Source organism: Mycobacterium sp. Soil_C_30, assembly GCF_057656995.1.
Genome location: NZ_JBDGJH010000001.1, coordinates 551073 through 573715, shown reverse-complemented (window position 1 = coordinate 573715; position 22643 = coordinate 551073). Strand labels below are relative to the sequence as shown.

Annotated in this window: 17 protein-coding genes and 1 pseudogene; 12 read left to right on the top strand and 6 right to left on the bottom strand. The window is 63.8% G+C overall.

All coding sequences use genetic code 11. The annotated features are described in order from the left end of the window. Positions 1–10: 10 nt before the first annotated feature. Together AC3A6P_RS02585 and AC3A6P_RS02580 are read left to right on the top strand one after the other, a co-directional pair. The gene (locus tag AC3A6P_RS02585; protein ID WP_487688156.1) at positions 11–1465 is read left to right on the top strand and encodes an aldehyde dehydrogenase family protein; all 1455 of its coding nucleotides are present in this window, start codon (positions 11–13) and stop codon (positions 1463–1465) included. 45 nt (positions 1466–1510) lie between these two features. After that, positions 1511–2110: a hypothetical protein gene (locus tag AC3A6P_RS02580; protein ID WP_487687939.1), complete on the top strand. Its 600-nt coding sequence runs from the start codon at positions 1511–1513 to the stop codon at positions 2108–2110. Between the two features lie 396 nt (positions 2111–2506). On the opposite strand, the gene AC3A6P_RS02575 is transcribed toward AC3A6P_RS02580, so the two are convergent. Together AC3A6P_RS02575 and AC3A6P_RS02570 are read right to left on the bottom strand one after the other, a co-directional pair. Continuing rightward, positions 2507–3787, bottom strand: a complete 1281-nt coding sequence (locus AC3A6P_RS02575; RefSeq protein ID WP_487687936.1) for a cytochrome P450 — start codon at positions 3785–3787, stop codon at positions 2507–2509. Positions 3788–3838: 51 nt separating this feature from the next. After that, complete coding sequence (locus AC3A6P_RS02570; RefSeq protein WP_487687933.1) at positions 3839–4045, bottom strand: ferredoxin; 207 nt, start codon at positions 4043–4045, stop codon at positions 3839–3841. A gap of 193 nt (positions 4046–4238) precedes the next feature. Here AC3A6P_RS02570 and AC3A6P_RS02565 point away from each other — a divergent pair, with 193 nt between their 5' ends. Further along, on the top strand, positions 4239–4853 hold the full coding sequence (locus AC3A6P_RS02565; protein ID WP_487687930.1) for a TetR/AcrR family transcriptional regulator: 615 nt from the start codon (positions 4239–4241) through the stop codon (positions 4851–4853). Positions 4854–5025: 172 nt separating this feature from the next. Next, the gene (locus AC3A6P_RS02560; protein ID WP_487687927.1) at positions 5026–5865 is read left to right on the top strand and encodes a mycofactocin-coupled SDR family oxidoreductase; all 840 of its coding nucleotides are present in this window, start codon (positions 5026–5028) and stop codon (positions 5863–5865) included. On the opposite strand, the gene AC3A6P_RS02555 is transcribed toward AC3A6P_RS02560, so the two are convergent. Further along, positions 5814–6125, bottom strand: coding sequence for a hypothetical protein (locus AC3A6P_RS02555; protein WP_487687925.1), 312 nt, complete (start codon positions 6123–6125; stop codon positions 5814–5816). The two genes, AC3A6P_RS02560 and AC3A6P_RS02555, sit on opposite strands and share 52 nt — an antisense overlap. 1321 nt (positions 6126–7446) lie before the next feature. Here AC3A6P_RS02555 and AC3A6P_RS02550 point away from each other — a divergent pair. Both AC3A6P_RS02550 and AC3A6P_RS02545 read left to right on the top strand, forming a co-directional pair. Further along, the gene (locus AC3A6P_RS02550; protein WP_487687922.1) at positions 7447–9000 is read left to right on the top strand and encodes a hypothetical protein; all 1554 of its coding nucleotides are present in this window, start codon (positions 7447–7449) and stop codon (positions 8998–9000) included. Between the two features lie 10 nt (positions 9001–9010). Next, positions 9011–9505 (top strand): annotated as a pseudogene (locus tag AC3A6P_RS02545) (IS3-like element ISMysp3 family transposase); the annotation flags it as partial. Positions 9506–9841: 336 nt separating this feature from the next. Here the strand turns inward: AC3A6P_RS02545 and AC3A6P_RS02540 are convergent. After that, positions 9842–10705, bottom strand: a complete 864-nt coding sequence (locus tag AC3A6P_RS02540; protein WP_487687919.1) for a S1 family peptidase — start codon at positions 10703–10705, stop codon at positions 9842–9844. 185 nt (positions 10706–10890) lie between these two features. Here AC3A6P_RS02540 and AC3A6P_RS02535 point away from each other — a divergent pair, with 185 nt between their 5' ends. Beyond that, positions 10891–12246 (top strand): hypothetical protein, encoded by a 1356-nt coding sequence (locus AC3A6P_RS02535; RefSeq protein WP_487687917.1) that lies wholly within the window; start codon positions 10891–10893, stop codon positions 12244–12246. Positions 12247–13356: 1110 nt separating this feature from the next. On the opposite strand, the gene AC3A6P_RS02530 is transcribed toward AC3A6P_RS02535, so the two are convergent. After that, positions 13357–13824, bottom strand: a complete 468-nt coding sequence (locus AC3A6P_RS02530; RefSeq protein ID WP_487687915.1) for a hypothetical protein — start codon at positions 13822–13824, stop codon at positions 13357–13359. Between the two features lie 232 nt (positions 13825–14056). On the opposite strand from AC3A6P_RS02530, the gene mobF reads away from it, so the two are divergent. Further along, positions 14057–19015, top strand: coding sequence for a MobF family relaxase (gene mobF, locus AC3A6P_RS02525; protein WP_487687913.1), 4959 nt, complete (start codon positions 14057–14059; stop codon positions 19013–19015). Here mobF and AC3A6P_RS02520 read toward each other — a convergent pair. Then, positions 18983–19249 (bottom strand): hypothetical protein, encoded by a 267-nt coding sequence (locus tag AC3A6P_RS02520; protein WP_487687910.1) that lies wholly within the window; start codon positions 19247–19249, stop codon positions 18983–18985. The two genes, mobF and AC3A6P_RS02520, sit on opposite strands and share 33 nt — an antisense overlap. Between AC3A6P_RS02520 and AC3A6P_RS02515 the strand changes: the two genes are divergently transcribed. The 4 genes from AC3A6P_RS02515 to AC3A6P_RS02500 all read left to right on the top strand — a co-directional run bounded on the left by AC3A6P_RS02515 (position 19208) and on the right by AC3A6P_RS02500 (position 22533). Further along, the gene (locus AC3A6P_RS02515) at positions 19208–19951 is read left to right on the top strand and encodes a hypothetical protein (RefSeq protein WP_487687908.1); all 744 of its coding nucleotides are present in this window, start codon (positions 19208–19210) and stop codon (positions 19949–19951) included. The two genes, AC3A6P_RS02520 and AC3A6P_RS02515, sit on opposite strands and share 42 nt — an antisense overlap. A 126-nt stretch (positions 19952–20077) precedes the next feature. Then, positions 20078–20461 (top strand): hypothetical protein, encoded by a 384-nt coding sequence (locus AC3A6P_RS02510; RefSeq protein ID WP_487687905.1) that lies wholly within the window; start codon positions 20078–20080, stop codon positions 20459–20461. Positions 20462–20759: 298 nt separating this feature from the next. Next, positions 20760–20993 (top strand): helix-turn-helix domain-containing protein, encoded by a 234-nt coding sequence (locus tag AC3A6P_RS02505; RefSeq protein WP_487687903.1) that lies wholly within the window; start codon positions 20760–20762, stop codon positions 20991–20993. Between the two features lie 112 nt (positions 20994–21105). Continuing rightward, complete coding sequence (locus tag AC3A6P_RS02500) at positions 21106–22533, top strand: site-specific integrase (protein ID WP_487687902.1); 1428 nt, start codon at positions 21106–21108, stop codon at positions 22531–22533. Positions 22534–22643: the final 110 nt, after the last annotated feature.

Sequence of the window (22643 nt, the reverse complement as noted above, 5' to 3'; positions counted from 1 at the left end):
CACAGCCGTTCTGCCCGCCACTATTGACGAACCGGTGGGTTTGTTGGTCGGCGGCGACCGCATCACCGCTACCTCGGGGGGATACCACCGGCACATATTTCCTGCGACCGGTCTGCCCAACGCCACCGTTGCGCTCGCGGGCGACGCCGACGTCGACCTCGCCGTCGAATCGGCGCGCCACGCGCAACGAGAATGGCAGTCGTGGACCGCAGATCGTCGGCGTGACCTGCTGATCGATCTGGCCGATTCTGTCCGCGAGCACCTCGGCCAACTCGCTGAGCTCAATGTCCATGACTATGCCGTCCCGGTCTCGTATGCCGGCACCGCCGTGATGCTCGAGCAGTTCCTGCGCCATTTCGCCGGATACGCGGACAAGCCTCACGGATCGAGCACTCCGGTCAGCGGATCGTTCGACCTCAACTTCGTCGAGCGCGAACCGTACGGCGTGGTCGCTGTCTTGGCGCCGTGGAACGGGTCGCTGGCAGTCACGGCCTCCTGCGTGGCCCCGGCGCTGGCGGCGGGAAATGCGGTGGTACTCAAGCCGTCTGAGCTGGCACCGCTGGCCGCCCTGCGCTTCGGTGAGCTCTGCGCCGAGGCCGGCTTGCCCACCGGTCTGGTCAACGTCGTTCCCGCGGCCGCCGAAGGCGGGAACGCCCTGGTGCGCCACCCGGGCATCGGGAAGGTCTGGTTCACCGGCAGCGGACAGACCGCGCGGGCGGTGGTCCAGGCCGCGGCCACACATCTGACACCAGTCGTGGCAGAGCTTGGCGGCAAATCGGCCAGCATCGTCTTCGCCGACGCCGATCTCGATCTTGCTGCCGCGCTGTCGGCTCACCAGGGCCCGGTGATGCAAGCCGGTCAGAGTTGCGCGTGCGCCAGCCGCTTGCTGGTCCATGAGTCGGTGTACGACGCTTTCGTCGACAAGTTCCTCCACGCGATCGGCAGAGCGAAGGTCGGCGACCCGTTCGATCCGACGGTGAGTGTCGGCCCGGTGATCAGCGAGGCGTCGGCAGCCCGGATCGTCTCCGTCATCGAACAAGCCACCAAGGACGGCTCCGGCCAGCTACTCACCGGTGGCTCCAGGATGGGAGGCGAACTGGCGCAGGGTTACTTCGTCGAGCCCACGGTGTTCGGCGATGTCGACAACAGCTCCGACCTCGCGCAAACCGAGACGTTCGGTCCCGTTGTCTCCCTCATGCGCTTCAGTGCGGACGCCGACGCAGTTCGCATCGCCAACGACACCCCGTACGGTCTGAACGCATTCATGCACACCAACGACCTGAACCGGGCCCATCAGGTGGCGCGGCAGCTCGAGGCCGGTTCGGTATGGATCAATCAGAACAGCCGAATCTCACCCCAGGGCCCCTACGGCGGTTACAAGCAGAGCGGATTCGGCAGAACCGGTGGAATCGACGGACTGCATGAGTTCCAGCAAGTCAAGAACATTCGCATCGGCGTGCGGTGACGCCGAGGCTACCGGTCGACTTTCCATCACCAGATTGGAGATCTCATGACCGCCCGGCCCACGGTTTCGCCTGTACGGCTGGTCGCAGGAGAGATCTTGTTCCCTGAACTGGAGAGATACCGGCTCCACGTCATCGCGCCGAGCGTCGTGGACGTCGTCGAGTCCGTGGGTGGCTGGATGTTCGATCATGCGATGGCTGGATGGGAGGTGACCATTTCGCTGGCGGGCGCGGGTGAAAACCCACTGCCGCTACGCATTCTCGGTGGTGAGGTCGTCGCTCTCGAGACCGGGCGCCAGCGACAGCGGTGCCGCTTCAGCCCGGACGCGCTCGCCGTGGCGTCCGACCTGTGTCGCCGGGACAACCGCATTCGGGACGAAGTACAACTCGCACTGGACTCCGGGCGCAGCGAAGTCGCGTTGTGGGGTCAAACCTGGCCCACGGAACTGGATTCGGTCGCGCAGGTCGACCTTGTTGAGTACCGGCTCAGCATCGCAGCGCGGGCCTTCAAAGCACGCGCACTGGCTGCGGCGGCTCGACCCGTCGAACCCTTGCCGGCCGTCGAGGTGATCCGTACCAACCGGACAGCCATGATGTCCGCCCGAGCTGCGTTCCCACCCCCGGCCACCGGCGGCCAACGTCGGTGAGGTCCCAGTGGTCAGGCGGGCAGGCACCGCAGTGTTTCACCCTGAGCTTCACCGTCACGCCCGGCACCTGCCGCGCACCCTGGTCACACCCCTGACGGTGAGAGTATCTCGCGCGTTGCCCGCGCGACGGCGACGGTCTACGGAGGATGCCGGGCGCCCTCCATGGCTTTGACAAGGTCGAACCCAAAACAGCTGTCACGGAGGACTTCCTGCGCAGTCAGCGGGAGTTTCTGCACCGCGCACTTGCCTGCCGCTGACTTTGCCGGTCACTGTCCCATACCCGGCGAGAAGTGGGTCGTGCCATCAAGAACGGTGGTCAGTGTGCCCGTCAGGGTTTGTCATCACCCCGCCGTCCGCCCCCGGGTGGCAGGGCTCTCCGCAAGGTGGGGTGTGAAGCTACGCGGAGGGTTCGAACTCGATGTGCAACTCGGTGAGACCGCGCAGCAGGAAAGTCGGCTCGTAGGCATAACGGCGGTTGTCCGCAGGACCGTGGTTCGTTTCGTCGATCCTGATGTCGCGCATGCGATCCAGAAGTCGGCGAACAGTGATCTGGCCTTCGACCCGTGCCAGGGGTGCGCCGGCGCACGTGTGGATGCCCCGGCCGAAGGCGATGTGCTCACGGACGTTCTTGCGATCCGGCCGGAATTCGTGCGGGTTCTCGAACTTGTGCGGATCGCGGTTGGCCGCACCCAGGCACAGCATCACGATGGTGCCGGCGGGCAGATGCACACCCCCGAGGGTGGTTGTCTTGCGGACCAGCCGAAAATCGACCTTGGTCGGCGAGTGCATCCGCAACGCCTCTTCGATGAACGTCGGTATGCGATCAGGGTTCTCGCGCAGCATCTGCTGATACTCAGGCCGGTCTCCCAGAGTCTGTACCGCGGCGCTGAGAAGCTTGGTGACCGTCTCCTGCCCCGCCGCGAACAAGAACGTGGCCGGCTTCGCGACTTCGATCAATTCCGGTGTGGACCCGTCCGGGTAGACCGCGGCGGCCATCCCGGAAAGGACGTCATCCTGCGGGTCGCGACGCCGTTCGGCCAGGTAACCGACAAACCTGTCGTCGAGATACTTCAGCGGATCGAGGCCCACCGGTTCACCGTCGAGGGCGCCCACGCGGTTGCCGTCCGGACGCTCGGCGCCCAGTGCCGCCAGGAACTCGGGCCGGTCCGCCTCGGGAACGCCCAGCAGGTCGATGATGGCCGAAGTGGCAAAGGGTTTGGCGTATTCGCTCAGGAATTCACAACGGCCGCGTGCGATGAACTGGTCGATCTGGTGATCGACCAACCGCCACATGTAGTCCTCGTTCTCCTTGAGACGACGAGGCGTGAGCAACTTGCTCAGCAAGGACCGAGCCTTCTCATGGGCCGGCGGGTCCATGACGACCATGTGCTCGTAGATGGGGAACAGATGGCGATGCGCCTCGATCTGTTCGGTGATGTCATCACCTTCGGGTTCGAACGGCAGCGGCGGGAACGGTCCGCCGATGGCGTTGACCGCCGAGAACGAATCGTGGTCTTTGAACGCCGCCATGACCTCCTGGTAACCCGTGACCGCCACGACGTTGTGGTGGGGTTCCCTGACGACCGGGCCCTGTTCACGCAGATGGTCCCAGTACTCATACGGGCTCTGACTGACTGCCGGATCGGAGAAGAAGTCGACTGTTGCGAGGTCGGTCATGGAAGGGCTGGCCTTTCGGTCAAGGGATCGGCTGAAGAGGTCGGTGAGGGCTTACTGGTCCTCGACCACGCTGATTGCCCCGCGCGGGCACGCGTCGACGGCGGCCTGGACCTGCTCCCAGAGATCGTCGGACGGCCGTTCCGTACAGGTCGCGACGTCGTCGTCGGTCAGCGCGAAGACCTGGGGCGCGGTGTCGAGGCAGAGTGCGTGACCTTCGCACAGGTGCGGATCCACCACCACCCTCCTGCGGACGGTCATCGCCGCTGATCCAGAAAAGGCGAAGAGACGGATGCGTGTGATCGAGCTCTGAACACCGGCCATACCTCCAGTCGTGATGATTTCGGCTCCGCACCGCGCCAATTTCTGATCGATCGATCAACTGTTAGAATGCGCCATGCTTACCAGAATGAGCGCCAGGCGGTCAAGCATTCGCCGAGTCGGGGCGAGCTGAATGACAACGGCGCGCAAGACCAAGCCCGCCGATACCGGCGCGCGGCAGCGCCTGATCGAGGCGACCGCCAAGATCATGCGCGACGAGGGCTATGCGGCCGCGACCTCACGACGCGTGGCAGCCGAGGCGGGCGTCAAGCAGGCGCTGGTCTATTACTACTTTCCGACGATGGATGACCTGTTCGTGGAGGTGCTGCGCACCGGAGCCGAAGCCTCGTTGAACAACATGCGTACAGCGCTCTCCGACGCCGACCCGATACGCGCGCTGTGGTTGATCAACAGCGACCACCGATTGACCGCCCTGAACACCGAGTTCATGGCATTGGCGAACCACCGCAAAGCAATTCGTGCCGAGCTCAAGACCTACGCCGAGCGGGTCCGCGATATCGAGACAGCCGCTGTCACGGTGGCGCTGCGCAGCCGTGGGGTCGATCTCGAGGCGTATCCCGCCATGGCGATCTCCATGCTGATCGCCCAGACCGCACGCAGCCTGTGCAACGAGAGCGCGGTGGGCGTCACGCTGGGCCACGACGAGTTGCGCGAACTGGTGGAGCGCCAGATAAGCCTGCTGGCGGACGCCGCTGCGACGCCCCCATCGGCCACACCACAGCGGTAGCCCCCCAGCGCGGACCGTCGCCCGCTCGACGCCGGCTCCTTTCCGACAACGACACATGGTTGACAGTCGTAGCCATGAGTGTCAACATTCCTGATCGATCGACAAGTATTGGTTGACTAGCGGCACCGCCCGGGGACAGCTCTCCGGCGGTCAGAGACGACGAGGTGTACACATGGGCGGGCGACTCGAGGGCAAAGTTGCGTTCATTACCGGCGCAGCGCGAGGTCAGGGCCGCAGTCACGCGGTACGCCTGGCGGAGGAAGGCGCCGACATCATCGCCGTCGACGTGTGCAAGCAGATCAGTTCGGAGAGCCAGATTCCGCCGGCTTCGCCCGAAGACTTGACCGAGACCGCCGATCTGGTCAAGGGCCTGAACCGCCGAATCGTGACCGCGGAGGTGGATGTCCGCGACTACGACGCACTGAAAGCCGCCGTCGACAGCGGTGTGGAACAACTCGGACGCTTGGACATCATCGTGGCCAACGCCGGAATCGGCAACGGCGGCCAGACCCTCGACAAGACCAGTGAGACCGACTGGGACGACATGATCGCCGTCAACCTCTCAGGCGTCTGGAAGTCAGTGAAAGCGGCTGTCCCGCACATTCTCTCAGGCGGCAACGGCGGTTCCATCATCCTCACCAGCTCAGTGGGTGGCCTCAAGCCCTACGCCCACACCGGCCACTACATCGCCGCCAAACATGGCGTGATCGGACTCATGAGGACGTTTGCGGTGGAGCTGGGCCAACATTCCATCCGCGTCAACGCGGTGTGCCCCACCAACGTGAACACGCCCCTGTTCATGAACGAAGGCACAATGAAGCTGTTCCGTCCCGACCTGGAGAACCCGGGCCCCGACGATCTGGCCGTTGCCGCTCAGTTCATGCACGTCCTGCCTGTCGGTTGGGTCGAACCAGTCGACGTCAGCAATGCCGTGCTGTTCCTGGCATCCGACGAATCACGTTACATCACAGGACTTCCCGTTACCGTCGACGCCGGCAGCATGCTCAAGTAAACGCGAGAACGCGGAAATGCGCCGCCGGTCGAGGGCACTTCGAGCTGACCCAGCCCCACCGTCATACCGGTCGCGCGCCAGCTACTCGGAGCAACACCTCCGCGAGGGCTGACGGCCGGGAAGGAACGGTGAATGACTGCGCCGTCGCACGGCAAGTCCATCGCCACCACATCGTGGCCTTCGTGCTGCAAGAACGGCGTCAGCAACTCCCAGCACCACGCACCGTGCCAACCCCCGTGCAGCAGGGCGAAGGTTGTCATGCCGGGATCGTGATTATCTCCAAGCCACGACGTACGAGAACGCACGAACCGACCGCAGTGCTTCGGCGGCGTCGGGGAGTTCGAGCACGGCCCAGATGCCGCGCAGACGTTGACAGAGACTGACTTGGGCGGCGGGCAGCGCGTTCACAGGTGGACAGATCGATCACTGTCGTCGCAGCGGCGGCGATCCCGAATGCCGATAGCGGTTGAGGGGTATATGCGTTGGCGCGCAATGCTTCTGCTGCTGCCTATGCCGGGCCGGGTGGTATGCGTTCCTTGCGGCGGTCGATCCGCTGCTACGACGTGGCGGTGATCTGCGGATCATCACCCCCGGCACCGTCGCGGCCAACGATCAGGTGCGGAGCGCCGTCAGGTCCAGACGGTGGAGTCCGCGTCCCTGGAGAGGAATCCAGCAATCGATCGAAGTTGACTTCAAAGACATGCTCGCCGGCTTGCTCGGATACCGGAGCAGCACAACCGTCGCACGGCTCCGTTTACAGCTTCCGGCTACGGGGAGAGCCCGCGGAGACGTCAACGTCGATCCGACGCGCCGTGTGCGCTGGCAGATCCTCCACCGTCACCACCACAACGGGGGTTCCGAAAGCCCCTGAACGGGACTTTTGATGGTGGGCGCGGAGGGTTTCGAACCCCCGACCGCTGGTGTGTAAATGCCTTTGACCTGGTTTTATGGTGTCTCAGCGTGCCTAATCCGTACGGATAAGTCCAGCTCAGCGAGTCTCAGTCGTTTCGCCTCATCCGCAATCTCTCACTCGTTTCTGCGCCTCTTGGCACACTGTTGGCACAGCGGGGGTTCTTGTGGATGCAAAGACCTGAGGCCCGATGGACTGTGTTCCACAAGCCTTTTAGACGCGCACCGTCGCCGGCTGAATCAGTGCCAACAGCGTTACCGGAGAGACGCCTGAACTCTTGCGTCTTCTCCCGCTGGCCAGTGGCCGAAGTAAGCCGGGGCGCTGCGCGTATGCCCGGATCCAGCCTGCAAGCATCAGAAATCAATCGTGCTGAACGCCCGATGACCGTACGCTCGTCTAGCTGAAGTCAACCCGACTTTGCACAATGCTTCAGAAACTTAGTGAGTCGTCTGCGTATGCCGCACCACAATCGAGGCCGGGGCCGCCGACGCGTTGCGGAGGCCGGTCCAGCTGAACGCGCCAGGAAAAGGGACGAGCTCCGCGAACGCCGAGTCCGCCAGGCCGAGCGGGTCGAGTCCACCATGTCCGCTGTCTCAGCAGCAGCGCGACAGAACCCAGCAATGCTCGGGCCGATTCTCACGTCCATCTACGCCCGTCGCGGTTCTCGCGTCTTGGCTGATCAGACGCTCCTGCCGATGGAGACTTGGTACACGCTGGCACGTATCCCCCTTGCTGATCATATTCTGAGCCGTACCGGCGCGAAGTGGTCACCGTCTAAGGACGTCATCGCATGTGTTGATTGGCCGGCCACATTACGGTGGGCACTCGACTATTACGTCTACGCGATGCACCTGGTACGAACACAAAAACTGGTGGCCGCGGCTATGGCAGTCCGGATGTTGCTCGAGCGATGGACATTCAATCTAGCGAATACTCAGCACATTGCCCCTGGGGAGGGCGAGTCAGAAGCGGCGTTTTTCACGCGAACATGGTCCGTATACACGGAAGTGGCCGCGCAGCACGACATGGGTCAGTACTGGCGTTGGCTGTCGGAGTATCTTCACGGCCGACCGGAACTGTATAGCGCTTGGGGAACCCATCCAGATTACTCATCCAATACAAGCAAGGACTATGCCAATGCTGGTGAGCAGATGGCGATTATTGCCTCTACGACTTTCACGCAGGTACTTGGCGCCATCCAGACCTACGCGTTCGACAACGGCTTGCAGGACTTAGCTTCCGCGTTATTCAAGTATCCGGTGGAACCAAGAACACACTCCACTTGGGAAGAGGGACCGCTGATTTCAGCGTCGCTCTATCAAATGGACATGGTATTCCTTGCTACGAAAGCTGCCGCTGACCTGTCCAAAGAGGGCGCCCGGTACCGTGAGTTCGTCCGTGCCCCTAATAACGCTGTAGCCCTCCAGAGATCCATCTCCCTGGTTTACGCGCAGATGGCCTACGTTGAGCGACGCGGACGTGCTGTCGATCTCGCGCGCAAGGCTTTTGCGGATGAGATCGAAACGTATGGCGATGCATTCGACCCAAAATCGTTGCATGCAAGACTTTTTCGCTACATCGGTATAGCCGAGATGACTCGGCTCTGCGCTAATGCCAGCTGCGACTCGGATGCCGAACAGCGAGCACTGCTTGTCGCTGCTGACGCTCTTGAATCAGGCTGGCACACATGGCTAGAGGACACCGATCTCTCACTGAGTTGTGCTCGCGTCATTTTGGAGCATTCCGCCCGCGCCCGATCGCATCGCCTGAAGCAAACTCGAGCTCAACGCCTGGAAGACCTCGCGGTGGCGCCTGCGCCATCCCGTTGGCTGGAGTTGGCCGGCTTCAAACGAATGGGTAGCTACAACATTGCACTCGGCCACTTCTCCCATCTCCGGCCGAACGCCCGCATCTCTGGAGCTCGCCGTCTCTTAGAACAGGTGCAGTCCGAGCCTGACGAACACGCTGAACATACCGCCCGCGGTGACGTACTCGACGAAGCCGCATACGTGCTCGCGCACGAGGTTTTGATACGCCTCGATAAGCAGAATCCCCAGCTAGCGCAACGTTTCCGCGAAGCTGTCACGCTTCACGACATTGATGGTCACGAAGCCCGTCTCGCAAGCATGCTGGAGCGCAGCCTCGCACTTCGAGGCGAAGACCTCGGAGTGTCTGACTTCGTACTGCAGCCAGATGGCGGCCCAAGTGAAGCCTCCCACCTTTGATGCACCTCTATTGCCGGCAAAAATGCTACTAGGAGACCGGGCCAGGGCTGTGCGTCTAGTGCTGGATCGTGAGGACTGTCCGGGCTTGTGGGCGGCGATCACCGCGGTGTCCAGGCACCTGGGGATGACCGCGGAAACCTGCGCATTCGAACCCCCAGCAACAGATCGACGCTAATGAGTGTGGCGGGTCTCTAGCGCGGCGGCCGCGGAGATCCGCGCGCTGAAGCGGCGTACCGCTGAGCTGGAGCAGGGCGTCGACTATCAAGTGCGGCAACAACTTTCCTCGCGCGGGAGACCGACCCGCACAACCGCGCTGACCGCTACGGTTTGTGCATTCATCGCCGAGCACCGTGACCGTTTCACGGTTGCTCCGATCTGCCGCGCACCGGGCACGGGGTGGCGATTCGCACCGCCAACGTGCTATGCCCTGTGGGATGCCACGATCACTGAGATCCTGGCCGGCAAATACGAGCCCGACGCACTAGGGCGCCGCAAGCCCGAGTCTTGCTTAACGGCGTGTCGCACGTATAAGGGGCGTACAAACGCTAAGCAGCACCAGACGTGGCGCACTCTGATGACCCGCGCCGGATCTGACAGCCCGGCGCAAACAGCACTTTGCGCAAGTCACGTGCGCTTGGCGCTACAGCCGACTCGATATAGCCAGTCGAGGCGTTAGCGGTCTCGGCGGCTGCGATCCGCCGCGCGAACAAGTAGGAAACACACGGCTGCGCACGGCCGGCTTTCGGGCGTGCCCCAGATGCAGCGTCCCAATTTAGGGCTCAAAGTCGTCCCGCTCCGAGGTGTCCACTCTCAAGCATGTGGGCAGGCCGGCACATCGAGCTCACCTCTTCGAACCACGCACGTTCCCATTGATGATCCGGTCGACCTCACCCATGTGCCAAACAAAACCCAGATCCGATTTCTCATGAAACCGGCCCGTGTACACACCAACCAATCGCGCACGTGGGGGTGCATCGTCGCCCACAATCTCTGCAAAAGGCCTTCTTAGCAAGAAAACGGGCGACCCTGATTGGCCGCTCCGTGTCCTTGCATCCACAAGAAAGAGGGGATAACTCTCATCTTTGTAAGTGAAGTAAAAACCTGGCTCTGATGCGACCGTACCTCTGATCCACAGTGGAAAGAGGTATCCGTGGTCAAGTCCAAATGGATATCCGACGACGAAGACGTTATCCGTAACCCAAAATCGGAAGTCTAGCCCTGCAGTGGCAACATCTCTAGGCTCGAGAGGTACATAGTGGGAGCCTTCGGGGAAGTCGAACGGGAGAACAGCAACATCGAACCCCTGACCTAGGTCAGGATGTTCGAGCCAGTACGGCTTCTCGTCTTGATCGAGCAGCGGAATAATGACATCGGTGTACTCCAATTGGTCAGCCCGAAATCCGCCTGGGGGCAACTTCGCGCGAAGCCGTAATTTTACGTGCGTAGGCGCTACTGCACGTCCGAGCCATTCATCAGTACGCCAAGCGCGGCCCGAGAAGCAAAGTCGAGCAGTTATCAGGAAATCGGTTCCGTCAACTCGATAGAAGAAACCAGTACCAGTCGTCCAAGTATTAGCCTTTAGAATTTCTTCATCGGCGACATCTTCTCCATCTACGTGCCACAGCATTTTTATCAAAACTGTGTGGAAGTACTCGATCGGTACCTCAAAGTTGCCAAACACAGTGTCCTGGCCGGTATCGGTCATGGTAGAAACCTTATCGTCAGGTGATGCGCGGTCTTGTGAGTGTCTCACTGCTGTTCGGCCAAACATGTAGGGATGCTGATCACACGAAACCTCGACGTCCTGCGTGACGATCGCATGGACCGCTGGGGGCGGACATTCTAAAATCGCGGTTCAGCGGGAAATTGGCACAGCGAATGGTGGTGAGGATGCGCGAGATCTCCCTCAAAAGGTGGGACGCGCTTGCATCGTACTGCCGGTTGCCTGAATCGGTGTTTGTGCTCCAAGAGCTCGCCTGGTTCGAGTCCGACGACGGCAGGGCACTCGCGACGTTGTTTATAGACACGGATCGCGAACTTCACGCGGTTATCCTCGCGCGGGACAGGTTGGAACGCTTTCGCGCCATAACAGTAACGGGCCCATTCGAGTCGCGCGACTCGGCTGTCGCCGGCCTGAATAGCAAGCTGGCCGAACTGCTGCCGAACCTGGATGAGTTGCGAATTCAAGGGGATGAGGTCGGTGAGGCGGTCGACTTTTTCGCCCCCCGAGTCCCAGAGGAGAAGCTACACCGGAGCTTCCGTCGACTGGCCTTTGAGGACGACTTCTCAGCTGCGAGAGCAACCATTGGCGCAATGATGCGCTGGTACAAGGATGTCGACGGGAATTTCGTGGAGCAGTTTCAGACCACCGGCTTCGACGCCCGCGTGTGGGAGCTCTACTTGTTCGCTGCGCTGACCGAGGCTGGACTAGAGGTCTCACGCCCAAAGCCGGCACCGGACATGTTTGCCCGTGGGATTTATGGCGAGTTGGCCGTAGAGGCCACTACGATTCAGCCGACCACATCCGCTGACGGGCGACCCGTTAAGCCGCTGATCCCGCGTAGCCGTGAGGAGTTCGATTTTTATGTGCAGAACTACCTGCCAATCAGATACGCCGGGCCTCTGAACGCGAAACTCAAGAAGGAGTACTGGACGATGCCGGCGGCAACAGGGAAGGCGCTTGTGCTCGCGATCCAAGACTTTCACGCGCCGCTCTCAATGGGCTATAGCTTTTCAGCCCTACCGAGCTATCTCTACGGTCTGACCCACACTCCTCGGCGCGACGACGCCAACCGACTGATCATCGATGTCACTGTCATCACCGAACACAGATGGGGCACGAAGGTGGTGCCATCCGGATACTTCTCGCTACCAAAAACCGAGAACATCAGTGCAGTCCTTTTCAACAATGCCGGGACCCTCAACAAGTTCAACCGTATGGGTGTCGGTGCTGGATTCGGCAAGGACAACATCACCCTGGTTCGGTACGGAACCGCTTGGAATCCCGACCCAAGCGCGGCCACCCCAATACCGTTTGAACAGATAGTGATCGAAGGCCACCCAGAGACTTGGCTCGAAGGAATGGACGTCTTCCATAACCCGAACGCAATCCACCCACTGGATGCAGCGCTGTTCCCAGGCGCTGCCCACCATCGCCTGCTGCCCAACAAGCAGATCGAGACGACTGGCCCAGGCTGGAAACCGATGGAATCGCGAACGGAGATCCGGCGACACATTCGTCAATGAATTGCCGAACTCACCCGATCCATCGAGTTGACCGCTCGTTGTTGCGAATGCAGCGTCGTCGCCGGCGGTCGCTTTCGTTAGGCCGGCTACCCCGGGTCAGAATCGCGCCTGCACTAAGCAGCTGGACGATTTCGATGTGCCCGGTCATGGATAACACTCGTCCCCGTAGACACAGCCCCGAAGCGCTGCCAGCGCGGACTCGTGTTGCCGGAGTCCGCATTTCACCGCGTATTCGAGCCAAGCTTCTCGCTTGCAATGCCCGACGCAGGGCCTGCGCGGCGCTGCCTCCCGACGACGTTTCGCGTGGGCTGCACCGGGGACCCCCTCACCACAGCGCCGACTTATCGCCATTCAGCAATGACTGCACCGCTTCCGCGCTCCAACCATGCTGAATGGCGTCGCGCAGCGCTACCGATCGTGCGCGCCGCGCCGCTTGACCATCGAAGCGCGGTGCCCTACGGCGACCGCCTCCGCGATGCAGCCGCGCAATCCGCCTCATATTGTCGCTCTGCGAACCTGGGACGACATGTTCTACGTCACCCTCAGCAGCGATCTTCACGCACAGTGGGTTGTCGCACTCGTGCAGTCCGAGCACTCCGGCTTCGACCACTCCGCGTGCGGTCGCCACTGCGTAGCGGTGCGGACGCACACACACCCCCCCTGTCCCTCACGGGTGAGGTGAAAGCAACCGTAACTGTCGGCTCCGATCGCACCGGTCCAGATACTGCAGTCCGAAGGTTTCGGCCCACAAACAACGTGGCTGTGAAAGCGAGCAATCTCGCCGGCACGCCGATCTGGATCAACTATCAACCGACTCGCGCTTGTCATGGCCGATGAAACCCGCTCACTGTTTCGGCAATTGGAGCACCCACAGCGACCCCCAATGGGTTCACTAGGAGAGCTACATCGTGAACCACGGGAATGTTACTCCCGCCGTCCTGGATTCGAACGGCACTCAAAGCGTCCGCGCCAGATCTCAGCCGCGCCAAGGCCTGGATCGCCACGAGCTCACACGGGATTGAATTTCGGTTGAGGAGCATTGGCGTTCTGCGTCGGCGTGCCGGCTCAGTTGGCTCACTCCTGCGGCATGAACGACCGCTGGGACGCTGATCACGCCAGAGCCGCATCGGTGGCCACACCCTCGCCTTCATCGGAAGCAGCAGAGAGATTTTCGGTATCTTCAACATTAGCCGACCTCGGTGGCTTCGTCGTCGCTGTCGGTTCGTTAGATCGGAGTGCGTGGCACAACATTGCGCGGACCTCGCCGGTACCTGCGCCGGTCAACTCGGCGATCGTCGCCAGTGTCTCACCGCGGCGCTGCATCTGTGCGACTGCTGCCCCTGCCGCGGCTTGGCAGTCGGCGCGGCGTCTACAGGCCTCGGCGCGAATTTGATCCCGCGCTGCGGCCAGCCTTTCTGTCTCCCAGGTGTCGACCTCGCGAATCTTGCCGACTGCAACCATGTAGGTCGCGGCCTCTTCGATGTTGGCGCGTTCTCGTTGCACCCGGGTCTCATTGGCGCGGGCTTGCGCTTCGCGCACCCGGCGGCGGGCTTCTACTTTCGAAGTGCTTTTTGTCATAGCGGGACGATATTCGCCGGCCCGCGGACAGGGCCACCACCAGCGCCACATTAGTTTCCCACCAATTTCACCGGACCGCCCCCACGCGCAATGCCGGACGCTCCGCTGACCGCTAGCCCACCATCCTCTCCGCCCGCAAGGCACCCGGCTCGCTATCCGTGTGTCCCCGGGTGTAGGCCCCACCTCGACAGCACACACCTCTTGCATCCAGGTCACGAATTATGAGAGTTGTTTGAGAACCACTGGATTGGTGGTGGAGTTTTCGAACGTCGGCTTCGTACTGTTCGCGCATGCCGACGCTGAGGTGCACACGATGGTGATGACTCTGCACAAGTTGACCGCTGGGGACGGCTACCTGTACCTGGTGCGACAGGTCGCCGCCGCGGACAGCACCGAGCGAGGCCGTTCCACGCTGGCCGACTACTACTCCGCCCACGGAGAAGCCCCAGGGCGCTGGGTGGGCCGTGGCCTGGCCGCCCTCTCAGATACCGGCGGCATCAACGTCAGTGCGCAAGTCCGCGAGAAGATGTGGACTGTCGCGCCGGGCTCGGTCGTGTCCGAGGAGCAGATGCGCGCCCTCTACGGAGAGGGTCTGCACCCCAATGCCGAGCACATCATGAACCACGTCGCCGGGCACGGGATCTCTGCCCAGCTGGCTGCGGGCCAACTGGGGCGTCGATTCCAAGTCCGCGACGGCCAAACGGACTTCGCGCGCCGACTCGCGGTGGCCTACCGTGACTACAACGCCGCCATCGGCGCCCACTGGCACGCCACCATCGACGCCGAGGTCCGCGCCCGCATCCGCACCCGGATCGCCTGCGAACTGTTCGACGCGCAGTACGGCCGCTCACCGGCCGATGATCGTGAGCTGTCCGGGTTCATCGCCCGCAACACTGGCGCGGCCACCACCGCCGTCGCCGGTTACGACCTCACCTTCTCCCCCGTGAAATCCGTGTCGGCACTTTGGGCCATCGCCCCGCTCCACGTCGCTGAACAGGTTGAAGCCGCCCACGACGCGGCGGTAAATAACGTCCTGGAGTGGTTGCAGGACAATGCCGCCTTCACCCGCGTCGGCGCCAACGGCATCGCCCAGGTCGACACCGAGGGGCTGATCGCCGCGGTGTTCACCCACCGCGACTCCCGGGCCGGTGACCCCGACCTACACACCCATGTCGCGATCTCCAACAAGGTCTCCTACGTTGACGCCGGCGGTGTGCGTCGCTGGCTCGCGTTGGACGGCCAACCACTGCACCGCGTCACGGTCGCGGCCTCGGAGATGTACAACACCCGCCTCGAAGGCCACATGATCGCCGCCTTCGGCGTGACCTTCATCGACACCTCCCGCGGCACCGGCAAGCGACCGGTCCGCGAGATCACCGGCGTCTCCGCCGAATTGATGGCCCGATGGTCGAGTCGACGCGACGCCATCAACACCCGCACCGCCACCTTGGCCGGGCAGTTTCAGACCGATCATGGTCGTGAACCCACCCACGTCGAGATCATCGCCCTCGCTCAGCAGGCGACGCTGGAGACCCGGGAAGCTAAGCACGAGCCGCGATCCCTAGCCGAGCAGCGCGCGACCTGGCGCACCCAGGCTAGGCAGGTGTTGGGGCGTGACGGTCTGCAGCGGATGCTGGCCGACCTCCTCACCGGGCCCCGCCCCGCTCGCAGCACTCCGGTGGTGGATGAGCGGTGGATTGCGGCGCGTGCCGGCGAGATCATCGCGACGGTCAGCCTCGCACGCTCGACCTGGCAGCGCCACCACGTGCACGCGGAAGCGCTGCGGGTGGTGCGCACCCACGGTGTGGCCCACGACGCCGCGCTGGTCGACCGGCTCACCGACACCGCGCTGGGCGAGGCGTTGTCGGTGCCGCACGCCCGCGTCCCGGATGCCGAGCTGGGTGAACCTGCCGCGTTGCGTCGCCGCGACGGCACGAGCGTGTACCGCCGCCACGGCACCGAGCTCTACACCAGCCGCGCCACGTTGGCCGCCGAACGACGCATCCTCATCGCCGTCAGCCGCCTCGACGGACGCTGCGCCACCGACGCCGATGTCGCACTGGCACTGGCCGATTCCACGGCCCGCGGACGCACGCTGAATCCCGGGCAGGCAGCGCTAGTTGCCGAGATGGCGACCAACGGGCGACGTGTCGCGCTCGCACTCGCCCCCGCCGGGACCGGTAAGACCACCGCGATGACCGCCCTGTCGTGGGCGTGGCGCAACTCCGGCGGCCACGTCCTCGGTCTCGCACCCACCGCCGATGCCGCGATCCTGCTCGGTGAGGATCTCGGCGCCCCCACCGACACCCTCGACAAGTACGTCTGGTCCACCGATCCGTCCGCTACGACGCCACGACCCGACTGGTTCACCCGCATCGGTCCCGACACCCTCATCGTCGTCGACGAAGCCGGCAAAGCCTCCACCGCCGGACTCGACACCCTCATCAACGACGCCCTCGCCAAAGGCGCCAGCATTCGCCTGGTCGGCGACGACGGTCAGCTGTCTTCTATCTCTGCGGGCGGCATTCTGCGTGACATCGCCGAGGCCACCGACGCCCTCACCCTGTCCGAAGTCGTCCGCTTCCGCGACCCGGCCGAAGCCGCGGCCGGCCTGGCGCTGCACGACGCCGATCCGGCCGGCATCGGCTTCTACCTCGACCACCACCGCATCCACGTCGGCACCAACGAGACCGCCGCCGACATGGCCTACCAGGCCTGGCGCGCCGACCTCGCCAACGGTGTGGACTCCGTCCTGCTGGCTCCCACCCACGACGTCATCAACGCCCTCAATGCCCGCGCCCGCACCGATCGACTCGCCACCCACCCCGACACGGCCGATGCGCCGGCGGTGGTGTTGGCCGACGGCTTGGAAGCCAGCGTCGGCGACACGATCCGCAGCCGTCGCAACGCCCGCGGGATTCGCTTCGGCCGCAATGATTTCGTCCGCAACGGCTACCGCTACACCATCATCACAGTCCTTCCCGACGGATCCGTCGCGGCCCAGCATCTGCGCAGCGGCCACACCGTCACCCTGCCCGCCGAATACGTCACCGAACACGTGTCTTTGGGCTACGCCGCCACCATCGACTCCGCCCAAGGGCTGACCGCCGGCAGCCGCGACACCCGAGGCAGCTGCCACATCGTTGGCTCCGACACCATGACCCGCCAACACCTCTATGTCGCGCTCACCCGCGCCACCGACGACAACCACCTGTACCTGTCCACCGCCGAAGCCGACCCGCACCGCCTGCTGTCCCCCAAAGCCACCCACCCCGACACCGCCGTCGATGTCCTGACCCGTGCGTTGGCCCGCGACGGCGCCCAGGTCTCCGCCACCACGGAAGCCCGCCGCGCCGCCGACCCCGCCGCCCGCCTGCAGGCCGCCGCCGACATGTTCTACGACGCCCTCGGCGCCGCCGCCGAACACCACCTCGGCCCCCAAACCCGCGAGCGCCTCGACACTATCGCCGACACCGTCCTCCCGGCACTCAGCACCCGCGAAGCGTGGCCGGTACTGCGCCGCAACCTCGCCATCAACGGCGTCGCCGGCGCGGACCCGCACCAACTCTTGGTCGACGCCCTCGCCCACGGCAACCTCGACGACGCCGCCGACCCCGCCGCCGTCCTCGATCACCGCCTCGACCCCACCGGCGCCCATTCCTGCGGCGTCGGTGTCCTACGGTGGCTGCCCGCCATCCCTACTGCGCTGCAGGAGGATCCGCACTGGGGTGACTATCTCCGCCGTCGTGAACAGCTCGTCGACCACCTCGCCGACGAGACCCGCGCCGACGCCCGCGATTGGACGACCGCCACCGCACCCGCCTGGGCCCGTCCGCTGGTCACGGTCAACACCGCACTGACCGCCGAGATCGCCGTCTTCCGCGCCGCCGTCGGCGTCGACGACGCCGACACCCGCCTCACCGGGGCACGCCAGTACCCGGCCCGCACCGCTGCCATCCAAACCCTGCTCCGCAGACACGCGGCCGCCGGCATCGGACGCATGAGTGCCGACACCACCCGCTGGAACGACCTCCTCGACACTCTCAACCCACGGCTGCGCGCCGATGCCTACTGGCCCCACCTGGCTGCGAACTTGGCCCAAGCTGCCCGCACCACACCCGACCTCCGCCACATCCTCACCACCGCCATGAGCCACACACCGCTGCCTGACGAACTACCCGCCGCAGCATTGTGGTGGCGCATCGTCGGCGCGATCTCCCCCACCACCACACTCGCCACCACTCGTTCACGGCTGCGACCCGTCTGGATCGCCGACCTCGACGCGGTCTTCGGCACCGTGCTGGCCGAAACCATCATCGCCGACCCGCACTGGCCCGGCCTGGTCGCCGCCATCAGCTCCGCCGACCCCGACACCTGGACACCCCGCGACCTGCTGCACCTCGCTGACGAACACCTCGCCGACACCAACCAACTCATACCCGCCGGGGACTACGCCCGCCTGATCACCTACACCGTCGACACCTTCACCCACCGACTGCGCACCCACCACGGCGCCGGCCTCGACGACATCCCATTACCCGACGACGCACCGGATCCCACTGACGACGAACACCTTCCACCCGACCCCGACAACCTCCCCACCTACGGCAACATCGAGGGCGACACACTCATCGGTGACCAGCGGGACATCGCCGGGGACAACGATCTCGCCACGTTCGACTACTGGACCGGGCCGTTCGAAGGTCTGCCGTTCGAGGCGCTCACCACCACTGCTCCACCGCGTGCGCTGCGGATCACGATGGAGGGTGTTGCCACACTGCACCAGGAGTACCGCACGGTCTGCGACGACCTCAACGCACTCGAGGCTGACCTCCGTCAAGGAACGGGCCCCGCGATGCGCGCCGCCGACGACGAACTGCTGCGGATGCGCCGTCAGATCGATGCCGACCGCCCCTACAGCGACGCCATCGCCGCCGTGATGGAGCAATGGTGCAACGCCGAGGCCGCCCAGACCGAGCTCCAGATGATGATCGAGCACGCCCGCCGCCATCTGCACACCCTGCTCCGCACCGAGGGCGCGGATGAACTCGAGATTGCCTCCGCCCGCGCCGAACTCGACTTTCACACCAATCAACTCCCCGACGCCGACCACGGCACGCAGTTCGAGCAGGCCTTCGCCGAGGCTCGCGACGCCCGGTCAGCAGCCGCCGGCGGACACATCGTCACCTAAGCCGACCTCGCCACAGCGCGCGGCGCCGCCGAAGCCGCCGACCGGACCACACGCGATCAGCTGCGGCACCGCCGCGACACTCTGCGCGACGACCTCGTCCGCGCCGAACGCGACATCGCCATCGCATTCGCCGCCGCCCACACCGCCGCCGACGACACCCTCGACGCGCTGCTCACCTCCGCGCGCACCGAAGTGGACCTTCTCACCAGCGCCGGCCGCGTCGACATCGAACACGCACCACTCGCCATCACCGACACCGCACTGACCACCTACGACACAACCCTCGCCGCACAGCTCACACAATTGGCGTCCGGGCCCTACCTGCTCAGCTACACCCGCGCCGACACCACCAACCCCGACACCCTCGCCGCCCTCCAGACACTTCGCATCGCCGCCAACAACGAGATCCGAAAAGTGCTGTGGCTCAGCACCACCGACGAGGACGCGGCAACAGCCCGCGCAGCCGGATTCGCCGATGCCGCTACCACCGTCGATGACCCCGACATCGCCGACCACCTGTGGTCGCTGCAACCACACCCCGTCGTCCTCATCGACCACCCGGCCGACGCCGACCCCGCACACCTGGCCACCCTCATCGACTACGTCACCAGCAACAATGCCCGGGCCATCGTCCTCGACAGCGGCCGCCACGGCCCCAGCAGCTTTGCTCTACGCTTGCTCGCGACCACCACGCCCTGGTCCACCGAGCTGACCACCGGCCCCAAAGACCGCCACGGAGAGCCGACACCGGCCATCACCCTGGCCAGTCGACTCGACCGCGACCGTCTAGCGGAACCCTGGCGCCACCTGCTCGCCCGCTACGAAACCGCAGCCCGCACCATTCGCTCCGCGCACCGCCTCCAACTCACGCTGAGCTGGCAGCACCGCACACGCAGCCTCGACACACCCGACAACTCCCTCGGCATCGACGACTGACCCGAAAACCGTTCCAGTAGAACACTATCGATACCACCGGCAGCGCCTACCGGATTCCCGCCAGGTCCACGAGTAACCTCAGCGGGGAGGGACCCCTTCGCCCCCACTACTCGCAGGAGGGCTGCAATGAGCAGACGAATCCGGCCCCGCAGCGCCACCAGACGGCGACGCATCCACGCCTGCACCACCGAGTCCATGCCACTCGACACCGACCCCACCATCCTGCACGCCGTCCAAACTGCCTACACCACAGACCTCGCACTCCCCGAAGAATGGACCGACGCCCAACGTGCCGAGTTCATCGCCGCCGAAGCCGAGAAGATCACCTGGATGGTACGCGCAGAAGCCGGCACTATCGGTGACCGCACCATCAAAGACTGGACTCGTCGAACGGGCGGTCAGACCCCCGACGACGCGCTTCGGGCTTCGATGCTGACCGCCGCCCGAGATCAGGCGTTCACCCACGTCATGAACACCGAACTCTACGAACTGATTAGTATCGACGAGTAGCCTCCTCAGCCCTCGCACGCCGACGTCCCTCTAACTGTGTCCCCATTACGGGGCTGAAATCGCTTTCCGCTGTGGACAAGCGGAGAATCTGCAATCCCGGCCAATCAAAAATGGCTCAGGTGGTGGACCGCGTTTCCGGGATGTACGTACATTCGGTCCATGGAACAACATGACCACGACAACGCCGCCAAGGGCGAGCCCGTGGCATGGGGTCAGATCGCACCACTAGTCATATCGACGATCGCTTGGCTGCAGCTGGTACGAGAACTCCGGAACGCACAAGCAATTCTCAACAAGCGTGGCACTGTCAACAACTATCACCGACTTCTGGACGAAGGAGGTGAAACACCTGGAGAGCAACATCTTTGACGGGCTACCTCTGCTGTTGGCCGTCCCGAAAGCTGCCGCGATACTCGGCATCAGTCGCGCCGCAGCCTATCGTCTTGCCGCGTCGGGCGAGCTGCCCGTGCGCAGACTCGGCGGACGTGTATACATCGTGACTGCCGAGCTTCAACAGCTGATTGCATCGTGAACCATGGCGCGGGCCCGAATCTGCGGATTCACAGCCCACGATGTCGGACCGTTGAGGCACCATGGAATGAACCACCCGCGTAGGACGCTACGGGGACCCGCCAGGAGACCAGATGACCGCCGACAACGAACCAGGTGCGAAGCGAACCCGCCGCTCTGAGCCCATCACTCGGCGCAAAGCAAGAACCGGTGGCGTCAGCTACACCTTCCAAGTTGACGTCGGCGCCCGGCCAGACGGTTCGCGCGAGAGGCAGCGCTTCACCTACTCGACTCTCGCAGAGGCACGCCGCGAGTACCGCAGGATCACTACTGAGGTCTCGGCAGGAACCTTCGTCCGAAGGGACACGACCACCCTCGCGGAGTTCTTGACCAGATGGCTCGACAGCAGGCGCGATGTTCGCCCGAATACGCTGACCGGATACCGACATTCGCTCAAACCGGTGATCGATCACCTCGGCTCGATGAGCTTGCAAAACTTGCGGACCTCGGACATCGACGCACTCGTGACTGTGCGACTCAATGGCACCCCGGTAGCCCAGAGTGACAAACGTGGCCAGCGGGCGGCCGAAGTACTCGCATTCTTGCGAGAGCGTCCAGACGGAGCTCAGTACGGTGACATCTTCGCCGCACTGGGTAAGCCCGGCATCAAGTCTCTCGACAGACTCGTGGCTTCGGGCGACGCCCTGCGGCCAGTGCGCGGTCGATACGTTGCGACTAATCCAACCGAGCCCGAACGACCGAAGGTTCCGGGCGGAGTCGCGCCTCAGACAGTCGTCACCATGCTCGTCGTTCTATCAGCGGCCTTGGACGATGCCATGAGAGAAGGCCTGACAGCCCGAAATGTTGCCCGTCTGGTCAAACGACCTCCAGTTCCCCATCACGAAATGTCCAGCTGGACACCAGAACAGGCCGCACAGTTCCGCGAGCACGTCAGCGATGACCGGATTGTCGCTTGTTGGCTGCTGACCTTGGCCGGGCTACGGCGTTCTGAAGTGCTCGGGCTGCGATGGTCAGACGTCGACCTCGACGCGGGCACAGTGTCGGTCACCCAGGGGCGCGTGGTGGTTGAAGGGCGTGGAACCGTGACAGGAGATCCGAAGTCGAGGCGGTCGCGCCGCGCGTTGCCGATGCCGACCGACGTCCTCGATGCCCTCAGAGCCTTCATGGCGCGCCAGGCCGAAGAGCAGCTCGCCCAGGGCCGGAGTTATACCGACACTGGGCTCGTCGCGGTGAACGAGGACGGCTCCCCCATTCGACCTGAGACGTACTCCAGCGAGTTCACGCGGCATGCGAGAGATGCTGGTGTACGGGTCATTCGATTGCACGATGTTCGGCACACCGCAGCCACCATGCTGCTCGACGGCGGCCACACGCCGTCCGCGACGGCCAAATGGCTAGGCCACGATCCCGCGATCACGCACCGGCACCACCAATTGCGGGGCCCCGTACTGCGTGTGTACGGGCACGTGTATGACGATGCGCTCGCCGCTGCAGGTGATGCTCTGATGGGACGATCACGTACGCGAAAGAAACTGCCCTAGGTGTTTCCGGCTGAGGTAACACGTCGTACGACCAGTTAGGCAGCAATGCTTTCCCTAGGATCTAAACCTGATGCGCGAGTTTTGGTTTACGAAGTTCAACTCGCTTTCCA